This window comes from Providencia sp. 21OH12SH02B-Prov (genome assembly GCF_027362595.1).
In the GTDB taxonomy this organism is placed as follows: domain Bacteria; phylum Pseudomonadota; class Gammaproteobacteria; order Enterobacterales; family Enterobacteriaceae; genus Providencia; species Providencia zhejiangensis.
The window spans coordinates 1,473,840-1,492,592 of sequence record NZ_CP114796.1; the positions used below are offsets into that span (position 1 = coordinate 1,473,840).

The window sequence follows — 18,753 nt, forward strand, 5'->3', positions numbered from 1 at the left end:
CTAGTTAATCTTATTTTGGCCTAGACTGATATCAAAAGTAGTCATTATATTTTATAGTCAATAAATTAACGTTAAGAATACATTCTCGCAACATACGATCTTCGCTAGGTACCTAAAAGCACATTATATTTCTAATCATTAGTTAGCTAATTATCAATTGGCTAACTATATTTGTAGTATGACGTTAATTAAATACATGATGAGGTATTAATGTGAAACCTAGCGAGCTCTCTCAACCTTATTTATTACTATTGGATGTTATCAATCCCGCAATTATTCAGCTTCACAAATCAACAGCCCAAATTGATACACTAATTGAAGGCCTTGGCGGTACACCGGATGGTATCGCTGTTGACCCTATAAAAAGGTTAATTTATTGGAGCAATATGGGGGATGACTATGACGCCGATGATGGTTCTATAAATGTCATGAGTTTTGATGCCACAGAAAGAAAAATGTTGGTAGGAAATGGGCTTGTACGAACGCCAAAACAACTCCAACTCGATCAACAAACTCAGCGTTTATATTGGTGTGACCGAGAAGGCGGAAAAGTTAGCTCATGTAACATTGACGGAACAGATTTACACGTTCATATTGAGCGACCTCGAAATAGCCTAAACAAAGTCGATATACTTGACCAATGTGTGGGAATTGCCGTTGATGCTCCGAATAACTGGCTTTACTGGACCCAAAAGGGAACGGCAAAGGGTGGGGTTGGTCGTTTATTTAGGGCGCCTTTACATCCCGCTAGCCATTATCAGCCATCGTCGAGAAAAGATATTGAATTATTGCTCGGTGATCTTCCTGAGCCTATTGATCTATTACTTGATCAACAAGCGAATGTCCTTTATTGGACCGACAGAGGCGGTGAACCAAGGGGTAATAGTTTAAACCGTGCTGACATTACCAGCAATGGGCTAACTCATTATCGCGTTATTTGTCGAGGCTTTAATGAAGCAATAGGTTTAACACATGATAAAGAAGCACAATTAATGTATGTTGCAGATCTGCTTGGTGGCGTTTATAAAGTGGCATTAGCGACAGGGGATGTCGATAAAATATACCAAGGTAAAGGTTATACTGGCATCACTCAGTATGCAGGTTAACCTATTTTAGACCGTTTTATTATTGTGGCTCTTTCCCCATCTGGCGTAGAAAACGAATTTGAGCGCTCAGCAATTGTCGATAGCTAATACAGCGATACGGCATATTATGTTGTTTTGCAAGTTTTTCGATAATTGCTGCAAGTGCAGGGTAATGCCGATGATGCCAACCAGGAAAGAGATGATGAGTGAGGTGGTAATTTAATCCCCCAGTTAAACGCCATAAGTATTTAGGGGAGGGGAGCCAATCACACGCAGTAATAAAATTATGTTGATACCAGCCGTGAGGCATCTGCTGATTATCAGGTGCCTCAAAAAAGGCAGTTTCTGCCCAATGTGTGCCTAACAGCAAATAGACAACAAATAAAGAAGCAATCATCTGGCTTACTAGATAGGTGAGCAAAATGGTCATCACACTAATACCATTATGATGGGCAATGAATAAGGGTAATCCTAGCATTAATAATAGATGAGCAAGTTTGCTAGTAAAAAATAATAGCCAACCTGACCAGCCTGTTAAAATTCCACGTGATTTTAGCGGGGTTTTCCCTGTCCGATCAGACCAATCAAAAACGAATGCAATCCAAGTTAGAGAGAATGAAGCAATGAGTGGCCAATACAGGTATTGGTATTTCATGACTGGGCGCCATTTTTGAAAAGGCGTTTGTCGAAAAATACCATTTTCTTCCGTATCTAAATCATAATGCTCAATATTGGCATAGCGATGATGAAAATAGACATGTCTCGCACGCCAAAATTCAGGTTCAAGTCCCAGAGGTAAGGTAACTAGACGACCAAAAATACGATTGAGCCATGGTGTTTTAAACAGCGTATTATGGCAGGCATCATGTTGTCCAAGGACATTTAATAACATGATTAACAACACAAAACAGATATAGGCAATAACATAGACAAACGTTGAATACGTCAATAGCGTGGGAATATAACAGATAATGGCAATCACAAACATACCGAGAACTAAGCAGATATCCATTGAGCTAGCGTAAACATGGTCATTTTTACATTTTAGATATTCATTACTAGCCTGTTTTAATGCAAGATGAAAACGTTGCTCATCATTATTTTTAAAGTGCAATTCACTCAATGGTGTATCCATAATCTCACATAGCTAAAAAGTTAAATAACAGGCTAGGTGGTAGTAAAATAATGATGACATTATTCGACACTATCATGACTGTCAGTGGTGTGTTTGGATAAGATAATCAAATTATTGTGTATCGTAAAGCCATTGCGTTGATAATAATTCTCGGCAGGAAAGCCTTTTTCTGTATTTAGGATAATAGCATTAAGATTATGCTGAACGCATTGTTGTTCAATGTGTTGCATAAAAGCACTTCCAAGACCTTTTCCTTGAAAATCAGGATGAATAAAGAGTTCATCAATATAATATTCTACTCCCTGATTCCACGGTTTTTTAAAGCCAAGGCAGGCACCCACAATGCGTTTATCTATTTGAATAACAAAGCCCATAAAGTAATTATTACCTAAATGATGGGTAATAAATTCGATAATGGGCTGATGCGATGGCCAATGTTCAAACCAAGGTGCTGAGCTATAGGCCTTGCAATAGAGTCTAGCGCATTCCTCAGTCATTTCTTTTGTTAGTGGTATAAAATCAGCTTGTAGAGGCATTGTGTGGTGCTCCATTATTTTTGATGGCAATAGTCTACCCAAATGGATTTAAAAGAAAATAAATGACTCGTATTTTTGAAAAATGCCTATTTCGTTTTTATTGCCGATGGAGTCTGAGTTAGAGTTTTAAGGTATTGGCCTAAATAGCTCTCTGAGGAAATGTTTTTATATCTACGTTGCACATCCGTTTCGACTTCTCTTCTAGGCTTCTCATAATGTTTTTGTAACGATTTTTTAGGTGAATTAAACCAACATTGATGTCATTCAGCTTCTACCGTACTACTCATTATTATGCCATCGAGCTGGGTATGATGACTCACTGTGATATCAAAATCTCCTTTGGCTGCATTGATACCCATTTGTTTATTTATCGATTGGTAATTACTGTGCATCTCGATTTTGCTTGATCCCCTTGCGTGTTGATGGCACGGGTTAGGCTGATAGCGTTTTTCGAGTATGGAGATAAAAAGAACGTGTAAATAGACCGATACCTTGAAATTTGAAAGTTAAGGGATGAGCAAGAGGGAGAGTGTAAAAAAATGAGGTAGCTAAATAAGAAATGGCAAAACCTCAAAATATACAAGAGGGTTATGTCCCAACCGAGGTAAACACAACGGCATACCACAACTCGTTTTACGTGGTCAGTGGCTAAAAGAACTAAGGTTTGAGGTGAGAAGCCACTATCCCCTTACTCGTTAAGCTGGACAGTTGATTATCCGGTTGGCTGAGAGCTTGTAAGATCGTTAATTTAGATTTCAGTGTGGAATAGAGATCCTCCCATTAAGTAATGGAATAAAGATCTTGAATGTAACGCTCAACAAATAGTTTTAATTCACAAGATGGATAAGACTCTTTAGTTTGAATTAAATAAGCATCATCATAAATTATTCTTGAATTCAATGAGCTAGATATTATATATAAAATTAAAGCTGAAAATTTTAAGTTAGCCTCACCTCTTGTAGAGACACTTCCCATATATGGGTACTCTATATCTTCTATATCACGTAGATTTTCTTCAATAAAATTAAAGCTTACCCAACAAAAATAATCATACTGGTGGTCATGTATATAGATAAACTTATCAACTAAGTTTACTCCTTTTTTCGCGGATATCCCTATCGTTAATTGTTTTGTAGACAAAGAAAAGTCATTAAATCCATCGATGATACTATTGAGGATATCTTCAAATTGAGGAAGCTTTTTAATTGGAAATAAAATTTCGGTAGACATTATTTTCCTCCATTTGTGCTAATTGAGCTACGTTACGTATAGTAATCTTCGATACAGTTTAACTCTACCTAGGTCTTACATAATGACTCGCTACTGTAAATAAATCAAAAATTTAACTTTATGTTAGGTAACAACTGTCTGAAATGACATTAGCTATGTTCGCTTCACAAAGTGGGCAAGCTCATTGAACCAGAGATCCGCTGAGAGCGAATTGCGGAAGTTGACCTTGCTCCGATATAATTAGTTTGTCTGAAGATCTCTAAAAATTAATGGTACGTTTTGTAGGGATACTTACACTACTTTCAGCCATTACCTTAAAAAATCACTGGCTGAAAACGGCAGGACTTGAGATCGGTTTCACATTTACCGTCAATATTTTAAACTGCTGTTTGGTATTAAATACCGGACAGTGAAGATATCCAGACGATTAAGCAGCAAAATCAGCAACAACAAGCTCAGATCACCGCATTTAAGCTTAAGGCGCTGATCGGGGAGTGGTGTGGGGTGATTTACCTGTGTTGGTGTGCAGTTATAGCCAAAGTAGGTAATTATACAATTGATTTTTTTAATTATTCATATATACCTTTTTCTTCTGCAATGGATATTAATTCATCCTCCAATGATCCCTGAATTTCATCACCTTTATACGAAATGATTGGCTTACATGCCTAAATCACATAAAGCTTATTAATAATTCACCATCGTCTTTCTTATATTTTCAATGCGTTCAGCTATATCTGGGGGAAGACGAGGTGTTAAATATGACGCAATTTTTCCGGGCATTTTCCCTGTAGCAAAACTATCTAGGCCTGATTGAAGGTAGGCATTGATTTGTTCATAAAACTGGGTTTCTGCTTTAGGATTATCAATATTCAGAAAGCTGAATAGATGAACGGCAGGGTTAAATATATATTCTTTTTTCTCGTCATTATTATATGTGAAGAGTATTATGCGTGAAAGTTCCCTATAGGAGCGTAATGATAAGTTGTCATTTATATAAACACTTTTTCCATCCCATAAATAGAAACACTTTAGTACCCTATCAATATAAAGCAACGGATGCTTCTTCCGGAAAATTATCTTCTTTGCAATCCAAATAAAACCAATAAAGCTAATCAGAAAATGAACAGAATGCATAATAAATGAAGGTGTTTCTGATACATAAGTGCTCATGTTAGGATTTAACTTACTATAAATGTAATCAAAAATATTAATTCCATCTTTTTCAGCAAGATAGCCATATCTTGCATAATATGTCTTCAATAGTCTCGTTTCAAAATTATCAGCATCGTTTTCGTCTGTATTATATTTATCAAATCCTTCCGGTGTTTTTTCTTTCATGTAAGAAATTTTTTCATTCAAAATGTACATTTTAGACTGATAAATTTCTATCTGTTCACATGTCGTGATAATACACATTATAAAAAAGAAAGCTGCCAGAGGTATATAAAACAATCTGACCTTTTGATTTTCCTTGCAATTCAGACTTATTTTTTCGGATGAAATTTTTTGGTAGAGACCTTGTCTGAAATAATCAACCTTTGTTATTTTTTCTGGGGTTTCCATTTCCATTACACTCCATTATACGTATTTATAATCTCTTTTTTATATTCAATACACAGCGCTATAACACAAAGAACTGCCATAATGATTTTTTCATCATGCACACTGCCATAATAAATTTTTGAATCATAAAAAGATAAAAAAATTAATATGACAGCCAGCGTTAATGGAAATCGGAACTTCCTGTTGTGGAAAATCAGTTTTTTTTCAGGATACATATAAATTTTGTCAGCATAGACGCGCCGCTGGATTTCAATGAAAATATAAATAATGATAAATGAGATAGAAATGCGGTTTATGATAAAAACCTCGTTCCCCATGTCAGCTCTGATTATAAAAAAAGACCATAAATAAAGTAAAACAGGCAGGAGTACCATTTTATGACGAATAATGAGAGTTGGTAGTATGACCAGATTGAGAACTGCTATAGTCAGATATTCTATGGCATTTGGCATAATAAACAGTATGTGATGAATTTAGGGTCTATTTTACAGGAGGAAGAACCAAATAACACGTAGTTTATTGGGCTTGACGTCTAGGAATTTCAAAATTCCGGAGGCCACGTAAAACCAGGCTTGCTAAGGACGAAATTCGCCCTTAATTACGCCATAAAAAGCTTGTTAAATGTCTCAAGGAGTGAAGCGGACGATGAATATGATTAACGTGGCAAGAAATAACATTCTCGATATGCGCTTACAGACAATAATTTATTTTTATACGAAAATCCGAAATGAAGATTTAAATATATTAAAAAGGGAATATATGCGTACTCGTCCAGCCTCTCGATTGATAGTCCTTTGATCTGCCTTAATAAAACAGGACACTTTAATAATAGAATATAATCTAATTATTGAGGTGTTAAATGAAAAAACGAACAAACAGAATTTATACCACTGAGTTTAAGCAAGAAGCGGTTGCATTAGTCACTAAACAAGCTACTCCAACTTTAAGTAATTATAATTAAATTCACTCGTATAAATATGTCTGCTATTGGCACAGAGCGGAACAGTGTGTTCACGATTTATCTTAATTCTGGCAGCGGGTATCTGCCATTCCTTGGTTTCAAAGTTGATTTCGTCCCAACGGGCTTCAGCGGCTTTCGCAGGGAGAGATATGGTGAGTCGCTGAGCTACATAAACAAGCATTGATCTCTTTAACTGATAAGGGGTTGGTTTGTCTTGCCAATTTTGATGTTTTATTGTTTTTAGGCATCTCAAAAACGATAAAGGTTTGCGAGGTGCCTATCAAGGTGCCTAAGATGATTGGATTTAATTAGGTGACATCAGACTGCGCAGGACATAAAAAAGCCCGCAACTCATTGAGTTAGCGGGCTTTTCAGTCTTCTTTGGACGTCCTTAGAAGATAATTTGGTGGGCTGGCGGGAGTTGAATCCGCATCCGTAATTTTTTAATTCTTTGAATATAATAGAGTATTTTAAATAAGCTGCAATCATGTGCACTAGACGTGCACATGAGAGTCCCTATATAGCTTTACTAGTGACTTTTGTCAGTGCTAATTAATTACAAACTATATTTTTAATGTATTGATTCTATCCCTACAGTTCCTGTAACTATTTTCCTTATAGCGGAGAGATGTTCGTTTAAAAGTGAAACATCATTAGTCTGTAGGGCTATAGCAGTTGATTGTGGAAAAACTGGATATTGTCCAGTTAAGCAATGACGAGGCGCTACCCTTCGTAACAAGGTTCCTGATTTTGTATGGGCAAATAAAATTATTAACATATCCACAGATGACATTTTTATTTTACCATTTTCATCCACAGAATGTATGTTCATTAGGTACTTATTAGTCAGAGTATCCATATCAAATTCTTTAACTGTATTCGAATCTTTAAATTTGGCATCTAGAATGACGGTAAATGATAAACCAGTCTCTTTAGAAGTAACTTTCATAATAAAGTCTGGACAAAAATGATGCTTTCCAAATTTATTTGCTTTAGTGTTACTTGTATCAATTAAATCTCCTGATTTACTATCAGGGCTATAAGGGTATATTTTAGCTTCATAGAGTAAGTCAATCAAAAATTCTGGATTTGAGAATACAAAATGATTATTAGTAACGCCCTCCGGACGTATGAGATCGATCCCTCCAAAGGGATTTGACTCTGAATGATAGCGAAAATTTTGAATAGTTAATTGTGTCTGAAAAACATTTTCAATTTCTCTACTAAGTAATAACAAAGTAGTAATTTCATAAATAATTGAAAGATTTTTTAATCCCAAGAGTAATTTATTGTTAGAAAAATCAGGCGAATTTGTACTATAACATTTTTCTATTCGAGAAAATGCCTCTCTGTAGTGGGAGTGCTTCTTGATATATGAAGACATTCTAGGTAAGGCAAAAGCTTTAATTTTAGAAGGTATAATTTTAAAATAGACACCTTTTAATTCTATAGCTTTATTTATTAAAATATCAATTTCTTTTATTTTTACTTCTAAAACCATTTTTGAAAATTTTTCCATCGTATGATCGAATCGTACATAATCACTCATGGGTTCTATAGTAGAAACTTTACTTTGGGTGTTGTATTCATTTTTTAAAGATTTCAAAAAATTAATTGAGTTAATTATAAACGTATTTATAACTCTATTTTCATAAATATCAAAATCTTCAAATAATATTTCTTTTGGTAATTGGTCATAATGATAACCGCGGTTATTAAAATAAATATTTATGCTATCTTGACTTGCAGGTGATAATTTATCCAAATTAGTTAAGGCCCAATATACTGAGTCAGGACCGGTAGGCGCTCCGTTTTCAGATAAAATAAGGTCAGATTGTAGCTGAGATTTTCTTTCTCGTAAAAAAAGATGAACTGAATTGCTTAAATAATCAAAAGCTTGAATGATTGCATCCACTTTATTGAATTTTTGCTCATCAGAACCAGATAAATCAGCTCCTTTCTTACTACGAGAAAAACATATTGCAATTGCATCTTCAAGATTTGCTGTTAAAAAATGCAACATTTCATTTGCTATAAATGCATTTTCTTTTCTTGCTAGTATGTCAACTGTAACAGTGATTGGTTCTTTTACCATATTCTCAAAATATAAAATAATTTCACTTTCGCCAAAAAAATTATAAAAATATTTAGACTTTGATGATGTTATTAGCTCATTGGATGTGAAGATATAATAATTTTTTTCTGCATCTTCTTGTTCTTGCATTGTCATAATTAATGGAATATCACCAATGATTATAATTGGTTCTCCATGAATAGAAAAATCAGCCGAATCCATAAGAACAGAAAATACAATTCTGTCAGTTTCTTTAAACTGTATTTTTTCACCATGCGAGAAGATTCGACAAGTTGATTCATCTATATGATTTATATAAGCCTTCCACTTTATCATAAATTATGTCCATAGCTAAACATATTTTGGTTACCATGGTTTAAAACTTTTTTGAGCATTTTAATTGATTTATCCATCTCATCAGGGAGATTCAGCATTAATGCTTCTAATCTTTTTCCAAAGTTATGACCATAGCCATTTAGGAGTGGAATAACATGTTGACATATAGCATAATCTAAACCGAGATATTTACTTTCCATGGACATTAAAGGGCCTGCGACATTATAATAAGCTCTAATTGATTTTATTTTTCTATATGAAATTATTATGGGAGTGCCATATTCAGGGCGGTCATCTCTTAAGGTTGAAACAATTAATTGCAATACTTTTTCAATATCTGCGGGAAGTTCTAAACTATTTGCTTTAAATATATCAATGAATTTTTTTCCACTTATAGCTTCGGAAGCAAAATCTATAGTATTCTCAGGGGGGATTAGGCTAATTTCATAATTTGGTTCAAAATCATCGAAGTTAATGATTGCTGCTCTGTCAAGCATTCTAGGGGTTAAAGATTGAACTGATTCATCTTGATTTATTGTACCTAGGAAGCGTAAGTATTCAGGAATATTAAAATAAGCTTTATCAGGATTTCCAGTAGTTAAAACTCTTTTAGATTCTGGATCTGCCATTTCTAAAAATGGGCTAAAATAATGTTCTGGCTGAGATAAATTAAATTCATCTAGTAAAATAATTGATGCAGCAACTTCTTTATTGTCATCAATTTCTGAGCTTAGTTGCTGAATTAGCTCATACAGTCCTGTCGATGCTGGTGAAAATGATTGAGATAGTGCATTATAAAAACCTAAAATATCTCTAGATGATGTCCAGCCTCGAGCAACAGGTATATTCAGAAAGCGATTTTTTAAACCTAAGCAGTTACCTAACATTTTTGCTAAAGATGTTTTTCCTGTTCCTGGTAATCCACTAAATAAAGTAAATTGACATTGAGATATTGTTGTTAGTATGTTGGCTGCAGTTGCATAGTCAGTTTTCCTTCCTTGTTTATTTAAGGAATCTAAAACACTATCAATTAAGTCTTCTCTGATATCTTCAGTATCATTTGAATTATAATGTATTTTAATAGCTGCGCTATAATCTAACTGTTGAACAGCAATTCTTGGTTTTAATCCACAAAGAGCATCAACATCAGGCTTTAGTTGAACTAAACGGCTGGTTAAATTCTCATTGTTTTCTTTAAGTCTAGCGCTAACTTCACTAACTTGATCTTCCATTTGTTTTTTTCTATCTCGAGCTCGATCTCTATCATCTTCAAGTGTTTGAATTTCTTTGTGAAGGTTGCTATACTCTTTTAATTTGCTATATTTTTCCTCTATAGATTTTACTTCACTGATAAGTTTATCAAGCTTACTTTTTTCATTTGAAATTTGACTTTCAATAATTTTTCTTTTTTCATCTGTTAATGTGGTTAAACTTCCTGAATTATTGACTTCAAAATCATTTCTTTCTCTTGTTTTTTTACGAATTTCTGATTCTAAGGCTTCTTTTTTCTCTTTTAGTTCATCAAATGCTTTTTGTTGCCTTTTTGTTTCTTCTTCCATCTTTCTTGTAAAATTAGCTTTTTCCTCTTTAAAATAATTGTCTTTATTTTTTGATATATAGTCAATTAATACTCTTTCACCTTCCTTAGTATTTAAAAATGACTGAATTAATTCTGTTTTAGTTGAATCCCAAACTAATGCATCCTCCAAGCATTTAAACAATCGATTGAATCTTTGAGGAAATGTTCGGTATTCAGTTGTTGATGAAAAATGTTTTCTAATTTGTGCTATTGTGCCTTTTGTGAAAGATCTTATGTCTGAGTTTAAAGCTATTTTAGTGCCATAAATTGATAGAATTTGGTCGTCAGTAATGAAATCTATTTCTTCATTTATTATTTCTAATATTTTTTTATATTCGCTAAAAATAAAGGATTTCTTTTGTCATTAGATAAATAGCTTATACAATTTTGAGTGCCTATCTTACCTATATGGTATTGTGGTAATTTACTTATAGGAGTATTAATAGACTTTAGAGCTAATGTATAGCTTTCCGTTTTTTCATCAAATTTACTTGTATAGTCAAAGGGGCCATAAATAAACCCATTATCTCTAGTAAATAATGTTTTAGTTAATGGAATATCATCTACGATTATTAGTGGATCATTAGGAGAGGGTAGGTTTACGTCATAAATTTGTGAAACTTGTAATCCTTTTATATCTTCACATGAGCTAGCACGAGTAACGTACCTACAATTTCCATCTTTTTGCTCAAAGCTAGTTGGGACACAAATAGCTTCAAATAGATTATTTTTGAATTTTTCTTTAATATCGCTATATCCGCTAGTGACAAAAACTTGCTCTGTGTCACAAAAAAAATCAATTTGATTGATGGGTGATATGTCACCGTTTTCAAGCACTTCAAAATAGGCCCTTAATTTTCCAATTTGCTCATCTCTTTCTGATGTGTATCCTTTTTCAACTGTACATAAGACTTTTCTTTCTTGCTGTGTCATTTCATGAATTCCGTGTATTAATAATTTATTATGATTTCTTACTTTATTTGAATAAAAATTAATTCGTTTTGATCAAGCCATAGATTACTTTTAATTTCAAGGCATAAATATAACTGTATTTTTTTGAGTGAAAATTACACTAATTTTTTGCAATGAGATTTAGTTAATTATCAATTTTATTTTATGCTGAAATGGTGTTTGTTTTTGGTTTTTTGGTTTTTTGGGTTTTTATTTTTTGTTTTATCATTTTTTAATTTTAATAATTAATTGAAAATAAAAGTTTTAAAATTATCCCTTTATTTTTAATTTGAGAGGACTAATCCATTGAATGGACTGTTAAATTTTATCTAAAATTGATGCTCCATAGATGATAATTTCTTTTTGTATGACAGAGTAAAATGAATTATTTAGTAATGTTATCATCATATTCTTTAAGATAAGAACCATAATGCCTAAACAACATTTCAGGTCCCTTATGCCCCATTTGTCCAGCTAGCCAAAACAGATTAGCGCCATGGCTGATATGCATCGTGGCAAAGGTATGCCTAGTTTGGTAAGGATTGCGGTATCGGATACCAGCCTTTTTCAGGGTTGGCACCCATGCTTTCTTCCTGATTGCATCAGCACTTGCCCAAGCTTTATTTGTTTTTGGATCTTCGAAAATTACACCGTCTTTCATAAACGTGAATTGCTTCTGCTCATTCAGGGCGTTCATAGCTTCACTATTTAACTCCACCTTTCTGGTACCCGCTTTAGTTTTTGTTTTCTTAATAACACCAACAACACTGGCGGATTGTACGTGTGCAGTATTTTCTATGAAATCTATATCACTCCATCTCAATGCACATAATTCAGAGCTTCTTAACCCAGTGTTAATGGCAAACTGAAATAAGTTTTTCCATTGTTCATACTTTGTTGCAGAGAGTAGGTCGGATACTTCTTGTGGTGATAACGGGTCGACAATATAGTTACTTTCGGCACCGCTATTTTTTGATTGATATCTTGATGCCGATACAAGGCTGACAGGATTAATTGATATAACGGATGCGTAATATTCAACAGGTACTAGAAATGTGGGGCGCATGGGCTGCGAATAATGTCGAGTCAGTTCAGTGGTATTCTACAGCAGCAGGCTTTAGTCGCTTAATACCTAATAAGGTTAAATCTCGACTTCAATGTTGTGACGACGATGCAATGATTATCTCTAGCTGTATGGCTCAATTAAATAAAAAGAACCGTCATATGCATGACCTGCTACTGGATTATTATTTATTTGGAAAAACATTCATGCAGCTAGCTAGAGAACATAAATGCTCAGATACTCACATAGGGAAAAAACTCCAGAAAGCAGAGGGTGTTATTGACGGAATGTTGATGATGTTAGACATAAAATTAGAATTAGATAGGTATGTAGAGAAGATTTAATAAAATACTTTACGATCGTAAAATAGCTGATATTGTGATAAGAATGACTACAATGTCAGCAGCTTATGAGCCTCACTTCAGTGGGGCTTTTTTGTTTGTTTTATTAGAGTGTGGAGTAGTGATTTATAAAGCTAGTAAATAAAGTGCAATGTTACTAATATGAATTCAATTATTACTATAAATCAATTTCGTATATAAGTGATTTCATATAAGGTGGCAATGATGGTTAATCTTCTTACCTCTAGTGATATGAGCAATACATCAGGTAAAAAAATCACTGTAGGTATTAGCTCATGCTTATTGGGTGATAGTGTTAGATTTGATGGTGGTCATAAGCGTTTTCATTTTGCTGTAGATGAGTTATCAGATTATTTCGAATACCAACAAGCATGCCCAGAGATGGCAATTGGCTTACCAACACCTAGACCCGCATTGAGGCTAGTTAAATCTGAAGAAAATAACGTTAGACTCAAATTCAGTGATGGTCGAGAAGGCGATTTAACTGAAGAAATGGTTCAGTTTTCGACTGACTATTTGAGTAGGCTTTCAGATTTAAGTGGTTATATTGTATGTAAAAACTCACCTAGCTGTGGCTTGGAAAGGGTTCGAGTGTATGATTCTGTTGGCAATGGTAATAAAAAATCTGGAATGGGGCTTTTTACTGAACAATTACTCAAAGTAATGCCTTGGTTACCAGTTGAGGAAGATGGTAGGTTAAGTGACCCCCATATTCGCGAAAATTTTATTATACGGGTATTTGCTCTTCATGAGCTAAATGAACTAAAGAAAAACTCCTTGAATCGTCACTCATTAATCGACTTTCATACTCGATATAAGCTCCTTTTATTGGCTCATTCACAACCTCTTTATCGAGAACTTGGTCGTTTTGTTGCTAGTAACAATGAATGGGATTCAATCGACTCTTATTTTGATGAGTATCGAAATAAGTTTATGAATTTATTACAGAACCAAGCAACTAGGCGCAATCATACTAATGTACTTATGCATATCCAAGGTTATTTTAAACGCTATCTAACATCAAACCAAAGACAAGCATTAAGCAAGTTAATCCTCGAATATCGACAAGGAACACAACCGTTATTAGCACCCTTAACATTAATAACGCACTATTTATCTGAATATCCTGATAACTATTTGAATAATCAAAAGTACTTTCATCCATATCCTCAGTCATTAAGACTGCGATATGGGTTATGATATTAAAAATAATACTCTAGAATTTCAAAGTTATTCATATGATTGGATTGTCCTGTCATATGAATATTGAACCTAAGAGCTATGTTAGCGTATAACTGTCTGAATGAACGAAATCATCCATATTTAAATAAATCACCTAGTGAGGCTTTTTCATATACAACCTCAGTTAATCAAATCAATACTGTTGCAAAAAATAATTGGGTTGATAAGAAATTGGCTATCAACATGATTTGTTTGAAAAAGTTATTGACGGTGAATGTGTGGTGTCTTATGCAAAATCAACTCTTTTGCGGTGAGAGTGAAAATTAAATTTGCTATCCCTGTATTTGTGTGGCTTAATAATATCACTGGTTTGGAAGTACAGACCTATTTATGAAAGCAAGTTTTGAAAGTTCCCCCGTTTAGCGTTATCCCATAGATACCCATTCGTAGTGAATTCCTCCTAATTAGTTCCATAAGTAACAAGAAACATCAAACCTATACGCCATGTGGCAACAATTAAAAATTCAAAGGAATTCAATATGTCTAATACAATGACTGGTTTAGTAAAATGGTTTAACGAATCTAAAGGCTTTGGCTTTATTTCGCCTGCTGATGGTAGCAAAGATGTGTTCGTACACTTCTCTGCAATTCAAAGTGACAGCTTCAAAACGCTGAACGAAGGACAAAAAGTTAGCTTCTCAGTAGAGAATGGCGCAAAAGGTCCAGCTGCGGCAAACGTGGTGGCGCTTTAAGGGCGATATCTTTATGAGATGCCCTTGCTGTAAAGGGTCTCAGTACAGACGGTACCATTTTGAAGCAACGAAAAGTAATCCTTCTGGTGCTAAATGTATTTTCTGTAAATCTAATATGACGTTAGCTTAAATAATACATAGATTATGAAACCCTGCAAAAAGCGGGGTTTTTTGTTTTATATATCATTACAACCCCCCAGTGAGAGAGTTATGTGTTACAATAGCTGTGACATCATACCTCATTGCTATAAAAGCAAATCTTGCAGTTGCGAGTTTTTATTTTAAAAATAGATGCGGTATCCAAAGGATTCATTTCCTAAGGGATCACCTATGAACTTACCTACCTTTTATCAACGAATTTTGTCACTAACGCAAAATGCACTAACTATTTTAGGGCTGCTTTTAGCCTCCCTTGCATTGGTCTACTGGATGTAAAATCATTCCGCCATTAACTCAATTGGAAGAGTATTTAGTCTTAGCAAAACTAAGAGTCGGGGTTCGATACCTCGATGGCGGTCCATAAGTTATAAATCTTTTGTACAATGTAAATGCGGAGATGTATGAACTATTACATTCAGACGACGATGGGACCAAAAGGTAATTACAAAATACACAAAGTTGGCTGTAAACAAATGCCGATGACTTCAAATCGTTTCTACCTAGGTAACCTATTTAATGCTATACATGCAATAGCAGCAGCTAAAGCTTCAGGATATAACCTTATTAAAATATGTGCATGTTGCACCAGTAGAAGTGCGAGGTAATACGATGAAAATATCCTACCTAGTGCAGTTTTTTGTTTGAATTCGTCGTTCAAAGCTAAAGTTAGTAAATCATAATTGTACTGTTTAGATTTAAGTCTTTTTTGGTGCGCTAAATACGCGATTACCTCAATATTTTAATCAATCTAAATCATTTGACGAATGGTGATTGTGTACGGCTATCTCTATTCAAGATATAAGCTAAATTAATCTTTATGTATAATGGTATTCTCACATATACATGAATGAGGTATTTATGTTTTTTGGTATATTTATTGTCTTCGCGGGCATAATTACATTACTCGAAAATTATGGTGTCATCTCCGGAGATGTGAAGTGGGGGTTGCCTCTAGCCATTATTATTTATGGTTTAAGTGTTGTTTACGATGCTATAACGGGTAAGAAAAAAAATTAATTATCTAGAATTTACTAAGGTCACTTCGGTGACCTTTTTTATTGCCTAAATTTCAACTGACTTCATTAACACCTTCTAGTTTTTATAGCGGGTGGACTTCTATTAACCAAATATTGGAACACTCCGCAGGGGTGGATATGCGTATGCACGAAAAATACTCTAGCCCCTTTTCTTATGCTCTTGGAGTTATCACTACTGCAGCTGGGGCGTTATCACTAGACCAGTGGGCGGTGCTCATTGGGATTATCTGTACTGTCGCTACCTTCTTGGTGAATTGGTACTACAAACGGAAAGAATTCAAATTAAGAGAGGCTAACAGTGGCAAAGATACCAAATAAAATAAAAATAGCCGCTGTGACAGGTGGGCTGATGGCATTAACTGTTGCAATGGTGACTAATTTTGAGGGATATGAGCCCAAACCCTACCGTGATGTAGGTGGTGTTCTTACGGTGTGTTACGGGCATACAGGTTCTGACATTATTCCGACGAAAACCTATACAAAAGTCGAGTGTGACGAGTTACTGGAAAAAGACTTAGCAATCGTCGCTAAAGCAGTAAACCCCTTAATTAAAATCAATATTCCTGATTACACCAGGGCGGCACTTTATTCATTTACTTATAACGTGGGAATAGGTGCTTTCTCGCGCTCAACATTACTTAAAAAACTTAATACTGGTGACCAAGCTGGCGCATGTCATGAACTAAAACGCTGGATATATGCAGGGGGGAAGGCGTGGAAAGGGCTAATGACGAGACGAGAGGTAGAAAAAAACGTGTGTCTTGGCGAGTTTGCTTATGCTTATCCTCCTTTATTATCTGTCTACCCATCTACTTGGCAATTGGCGTATACGCACTTCGAGACGACACTTGTGGTGGCATTGACAAGATGAGTTTAGAGAAGCGTTGCCAAAAAGCTATCGAGCATTATAAAGGTCGGCAAGTTAATTTTTAAACGTCTTTATGGTAATCGCCATGAATAAAGTCAGCGTATTGTTATTTATTGTCGCATTGATAGCGATATGGGGAATGTGGAAACAACACGAGAGGGTAGGTGAGTTAAATACCAAAAATGCCGGACTACTCGTTGAGTTGACAGAGCAGGTCAAAATTAATGAGGATTACCAAGAACGTGTCCAATCTCTCCATAAACTCGATACTAAACATATTCAGGAGCTAGCCAATGCAAAAATTGAAATTGATGAGTTGCGTATTGCCGCTGAGCGTAATCCTGAGCGGGTGTACATCAGAGCCAGCTGTCCGAAAGGCGAAACCGATTCCACCTCCGGCTTGGATGATGACATCGCCGCCAGACCTACAAACACCTCTATCCGAAATTATTGGTTACTCAGAGAGCGAATTGAAGAGTCTAAGCAAATGATACTTGGCTTACAGGATTACATTAGAACGGAGTGTTCACGTTAATACCAATCAGTAAATGCTCTTGCAAAAAAAATTAAATTTACGAAGGTAAGAGCGCTTAACAAGTAGATAGAGAACTTTAAAAAAAGTGTCATGATATCTGGTTGTTGTTTATCTTGAGCAATAATGAATAGGATACAGGCAAGGATAGGGATAAAAATTAGTAAGAGAGTAATAGGATTAGTATACATATAGATATCTTTATACAACTCTCTTATGTAATGAAAATTTTATCCAATAGTAAAGTATATTTTTAACGGGAAAGCAATACGAGAAATTGAACAACAAAGAAAAGCCCCAAATATCGGGGCAAAATAGAAAATAACTGCTTATGAATAGAGCGCCACTATACATTAACTATAAGTGACTACTACATAAAAAAAGTAGTAATCTCAATAAGATATTATAATTTTGACCGTCTTAAAGGTATTTTTGAGGTTTCAGAATATTTTTGCGGTAACTAGAATTGTATTGATATCAATGCGAATAATGCAGAAGCAAGCACAAGAAGGGTGACTTTGGTTAGGATTTTAAGCTAATTCTATTAAGCTATAATTTGAGACGCCGATGTTTTACGATTAAAATGGAAGGGCTCCGTGACGAGCCCTTTTGGGGCAAATTATTTTTTTGTATAAATAATTTTTTGTGTTTCATTAGAACAGTTACCTACAACAGTACCTTGTTGTGAGGCTGCTTCTTCACTTGAAACGACAGTAATGGTAAAGCTATCGCTTGGGACACCATTGTTAATAATTTTTTGTGTAATTTCTTCAACAACGCTTTCGCACGAAGCACTCGCAATGACTGGAATAAATAATGTCATTAATATTGCTGTAATTATTTTTCTTTTCATATGTAATATCCCTTATAAGTTAGAGTCAGTTAATAAAAACACACTATGATAAGTTCAATTATCTGTCTTAAGTGAAATATTTGATTTTATCAATTAATGCTAGCCATGGTATTTTATTTTTTGAAAATTGAGGCATAAAAGGTTGTATTTATATCTAAGCCTCAAGGGTTGGGTAAAAGTAAGATTTTACTCTGCAGCCCTTTGTATTGCTTCTCCACCGGCTTCTATATCTTTACCTACGCCTTTAGTCGTATTGCAGGCAGCCAAGTTCATAACGATAACTAGTGAGCATATGAGGAAACTGAATTTTTTAATCATACTTCCTTCCTTACATTGTATGAGGTTATAAGCTACAAAGGTCGTCTTTCATTATAGCAGAATAATTTGATTGTTTATTGGAACGATATGTAACGTGATAGATGATTATAAGCAATAGCTAAGTGCTTTAGTGAGATATGATATCTGACAAATTAAAAAGAGCTGCTATATTTT

At 34.6% G+C, this 18,753-nt stretch carries 17 protein-coding genes, 1 tRNA gene and 3 pseudogenes; 10 read left to right on the plus strand and 11 right to left on the minus strand.

Translation table 11 applies throughout. The annotated features are described in order from the left end of the window. Positions 1–212: 212 nt before the first annotated feature. Positions 213–1,106 carry a hypothetical protein gene (locus tag O7C57_RS06965; protein ID WP_250000252.1) on the plus strand — a complete coding sequence of 298 codons (894 nt, stop codon included), beginning with the start codon at positions 213–215 and terminating at the stop codon, positions 1,104–1,106. A 19-nt stretch (positions 1,107–1,125) separates the two neighbouring features. Here the strand turns inward: O7C57_RS06965 and O7C57_RS06970 are convergent, their stop codons facing one another. The 9 genes and pseudogenes from O7C57_RS06970 to O7C57_RS07010 form a co-directional block, all read right to left on the minus strand. After that, positions 1,126–2,220 carry a fatty acid desaturase family protein gene (locus O7C57_RS06970; protein WP_196713348.1) on the minus strand — a complete coding sequence of 365 codons (1,095 nt, stop codon included), beginning with the start codon at positions 2,218–2,220 and terminating at the stop codon, positions 1,126–1,128. Between the two features lie 59 nt (positions 2,221–2,279). Next, positions 2,280–2,756 carry a GNAT family N-acetyltransferase gene (locus O7C57_RS06975; protein ID WP_269723804.1) on the minus strand — a complete coding sequence of 159 codons (477 nt, stop codon included), beginning with the start codon at positions 2,754–2,756 and terminating at the stop codon, positions 2,280–2,282. Between the two features lie 780 nt (positions 2,757–3,536). Then, a complete protein-coding gene (locus tag O7C57_RS06980; RefSeq protein WP_154635750.1) occupies positions 3,537–3,986 on the minus strand; it encodes a hypothetical protein in 450 nt (149 codons plus the stop codon). Between the two features lie 687 nt (positions 3,987–4,673). Continuing rightward, positions 4,674–5,558, minus strand: coding sequence for a hypothetical protein (locus O7C57_RS06985; RefSeq protein WP_269723805.1), 885 nt, complete (start codon positions 5,556–5,558; stop codon positions 4,674–4,676). A gap of 989 nt (positions 5,559–6,547) precedes the next feature. After that, a pseudogene (locus O7C57_RS06990) lies at positions 6,548–6,676 on the minus strand (integrase); the annotation flags it as partial. A gap of 408 nt (positions 6,677–7,084) precedes the next feature. Then, on the minus strand, positions 7,085–8,923 hold the full coding sequence (locus O7C57_RS06995; RefSeq protein ID WP_269723806.1) for a hypothetical protein: 1,839 nt from the start codon (positions 8,921–8,923) through the stop codon (positions 7,085–7,087). After that, positions 8,920–10,632, minus strand: a complete 1,713-nt coding sequence (locus O7C57_RS21590) for an AAA family ATPase (protein ID WP_269723807.1) — start codon at positions 10,630–10,632, stop codon at positions 8,920–8,922. The genes O7C57_RS06995 and O7C57_RS21590 overlap by 4 nt, the downstream gene beginning before the upstream one ends. Before the next feature lie 188 nt (positions 10,633–10,820). Next, positions 10,821–11,435, minus strand: a complete 615-nt coding sequence (locus tag O7C57_RS07005; RefSeq protein ID WP_269723808.1) for a hypothetical protein — start codon at positions 11,433–11,435, stop codon at positions 10,821–10,823. Between the two features lie 403 nt (positions 11,436–11,838). Continuing rightward, positions 11,839–12,477, minus strand: a pseudogene (locus O7C57_RS07010) (site-specific integrase); the annotation flags it as partial. A gap of 2 nt (positions 12,478–12,479) precedes the next feature. Between O7C57_RS07010 and O7C57_RS07015 the strand changes: the two are divergent. The 9 genes and pseudogenes from O7C57_RS07015 (at position 12,480) to O7C57_RS07055 (ending at position 17,411) form a co-directional block, all read left to right on the plus strand. After that, positions 12,480–12,860, plus strand: coding sequence for an antiterminator Q family protein (locus O7C57_RS07015; protein ID WP_006658141.1), 381 nt, complete (start codon positions 12,480–12,482; stop codon positions 12,858–12,860). A 222-nt stretch (positions 12,861–13,082) separates the two neighbouring features. Continuing rightward, complete coding sequence (locus O7C57_RS07020; protein WP_036960261.1) at positions 13,083–14,078, plus strand: YbgA family protein; 996 nt, start codon at positions 13,083–13,085, stop codon at positions 14,076–14,078. 521 nt (positions 14,079–14,599) lie between these two features. Further along, a complete protein-coding gene (gene cspE / locus O7C57_RS07025; protein WP_006661258.1) occupies positions 14,600–14,812 on the plus strand; it encodes a transcription antiterminator/RNA stability regulator CspE in 213 nt (70 codons plus the stop codon). Continuing rightward, a pseudogene (locus O7C57_RS21865) lies at positions 14,769–14,930 on the plus strand (hypothetical protein); the annotation flags it as partial. The gene cspE and the pseudogene O7C57_RS21865, both read left to right, overlap by 44 nt. A 324-nt stretch (positions 14,931–15,254) precedes the next feature. Continuing rightward, positions 15,255–15,332 (plus strand) — tRNA-OTHER (locus tag O7C57_RS07035). Between the two features lie 497 nt (positions 15,333–15,829). Then, positions 15,830–15,988, plus strand: coding sequence for a hypothetical protein (locus O7C57_RS07040; protein WP_269723809.1), 159 nt, complete (start codon positions 15,830–15,832; stop codon positions 15,986–15,988). A 137-nt stretch (positions 15,989–16,125) separates the two neighbouring features. Next, positions 16,126–16,326, plus strand: coding sequence for a phage holin family protein (locus O7C57_RS07045; RefSeq protein ID WP_006658152.1), 201 nt, complete (start codon positions 16,126–16,128; stop codon positions 16,324–16,326). After that, a complete protein-coding gene (locus O7C57_RS07050; RefSeq protein ID WP_036960270.1) occupies positions 16,307–16,879 on the plus strand; it encodes a lysozyme in 573 nt (190 codons plus the stop codon). The genes O7C57_RS07045 and O7C57_RS07050 overlap by 20 nt, the downstream gene beginning before the upstream one ends. Positions 16,880–16,961: 82 nt before the next feature. Next, a complete protein-coding gene (locus tag O7C57_RS07055) occupies positions 16,962–17,411 on the plus strand; it encodes a lysis protein (RefSeq protein ID WP_230084951.1) in 450 nt (149 codons plus the stop codon). Between the two features lie 616 nt (positions 17,412–18,027). On the opposite strand, the gene O7C57_RS07060 is transcribed toward O7C57_RS07055, so the two are convergent. Both O7C57_RS07060 and O7C57_RS07065 read right to left on the minus strand, forming a co-directional pair. Next, on the minus strand, positions 18,028–18,261 hold the full coding sequence (locus O7C57_RS07060; protein WP_006661264.1) for a DUF1161 domain-containing protein: 234 nt from the start codon (positions 18,259–18,261) through the stop codon (positions 18,028–18,030). 186 nt (positions 18,262–18,447) lie between these two features. Beyond that, positions 18,448–18,579: an entericidin A/B family lipoprotein gene (locus O7C57_RS07065; RefSeq protein WP_006658157.1), complete on the minus strand. Its 132-nt coding sequence runs from the start codon at positions 18,577–18,579 to the stop codon at positions 18,448–18,450. Positions 18,580–18,753 lie beyond the last annotated feature (174 nt).

Bases quoted from the DNA above. Each gene is read 5' to 3' on its own strand.
- O7C57_RS06970 (WP_196713348.1), bottom strand. From the start codon at position 2,220: ATGGATACACCATTGAGTGAATTGCACTTTAAAAATAATGATGAGCAA.
- O7C57_RS06975 (WP_269723804.1), bottom strand. From the start codon at position 2,756: ATGCCTCTACAAGCTGATTTTATACCACTAACAAAAGAAATGACTGAG.
- O7C57_RS06980 (WP_154635750.1), bottom strand. From the start codon at position 3,986: ATGTCTACCGAAATTTTATTTCCAATTAAAAAGCTTCCTCAATTTGAA.
- O7C57_RS06985 (WP_269723805.1), bottom strand. From the start codon at position 5,558: ATGGAAATGGAAACCCCAGAAAAAATAACAAAGGTTGATTATTTCAGA.
- O7C57_RS06995 (WP_269723806.1), bottom strand. From the start codon at position 8,923: ATGATAAAGTGGAAGGCTTATATAAATCATATAGATGAATCAACTTGT.
- O7C57_RS07005 (WP_269723808.1), bottom strand. From the start codon at position 11,435: ATGACACAGCAAGAAAGAAAAGTCTTATGTACAGTTGAAAAAGGATAC.
- O7C57_RS07015 (WP_006658141.1), top strand. From the start codon at position 12,480: ATGCGTAATATTCAACAGGTACTAGAAATGTGGGGCGCATGGGCTGCG.
- O7C57_RS07020 (WP_036960261.1), top strand. From the start codon at position 13,083: ATGGTTAATCTTCTTACCTCTAGTGATATGAGCAATACATCAGGTAAA.
- cspE (WP_006661258.1), top strand. From the start codon at position 14,600: ATGTCTAATACAATGACTGGTTTAGTAAAATGGTTTAACGAATCTAAA.
- O7C57_RS07040 (WP_269723809.1), top strand. From the start codon at position 15,830: ATGTTTTTTGGTATATTTATTGTCTTCGCGGGCATAATTACATTACTC.
- O7C57_RS07045 (WP_006658152.1), top strand. From the start codon at position 16,126: ATGCGTATGCACGAAAAATACTCTAGCCCCTTTTCTTATGCTCTTGGA.
- O7C57_RS07055 (WP_230084951.1), top strand. From the start codon at position 16,962: ATGAATAAAGTCAGCGTATTGTTATTTATTGTCGCATTGATAGCGATA.
- O7C57_RS07060 (WP_006661264.1), bottom strand. From the start codon at position 18,261: ATGAAAAGAAAAATAATTACAGCAATATTAATGACATTATTTATTCCA.
- O7C57_RS07065 (WP_006658157.1), bottom strand. From the start codon at position 18,579: ATGATTAAAAAATTCAGTTTCCTCATATGCTCACTAGTTATCGTTATG.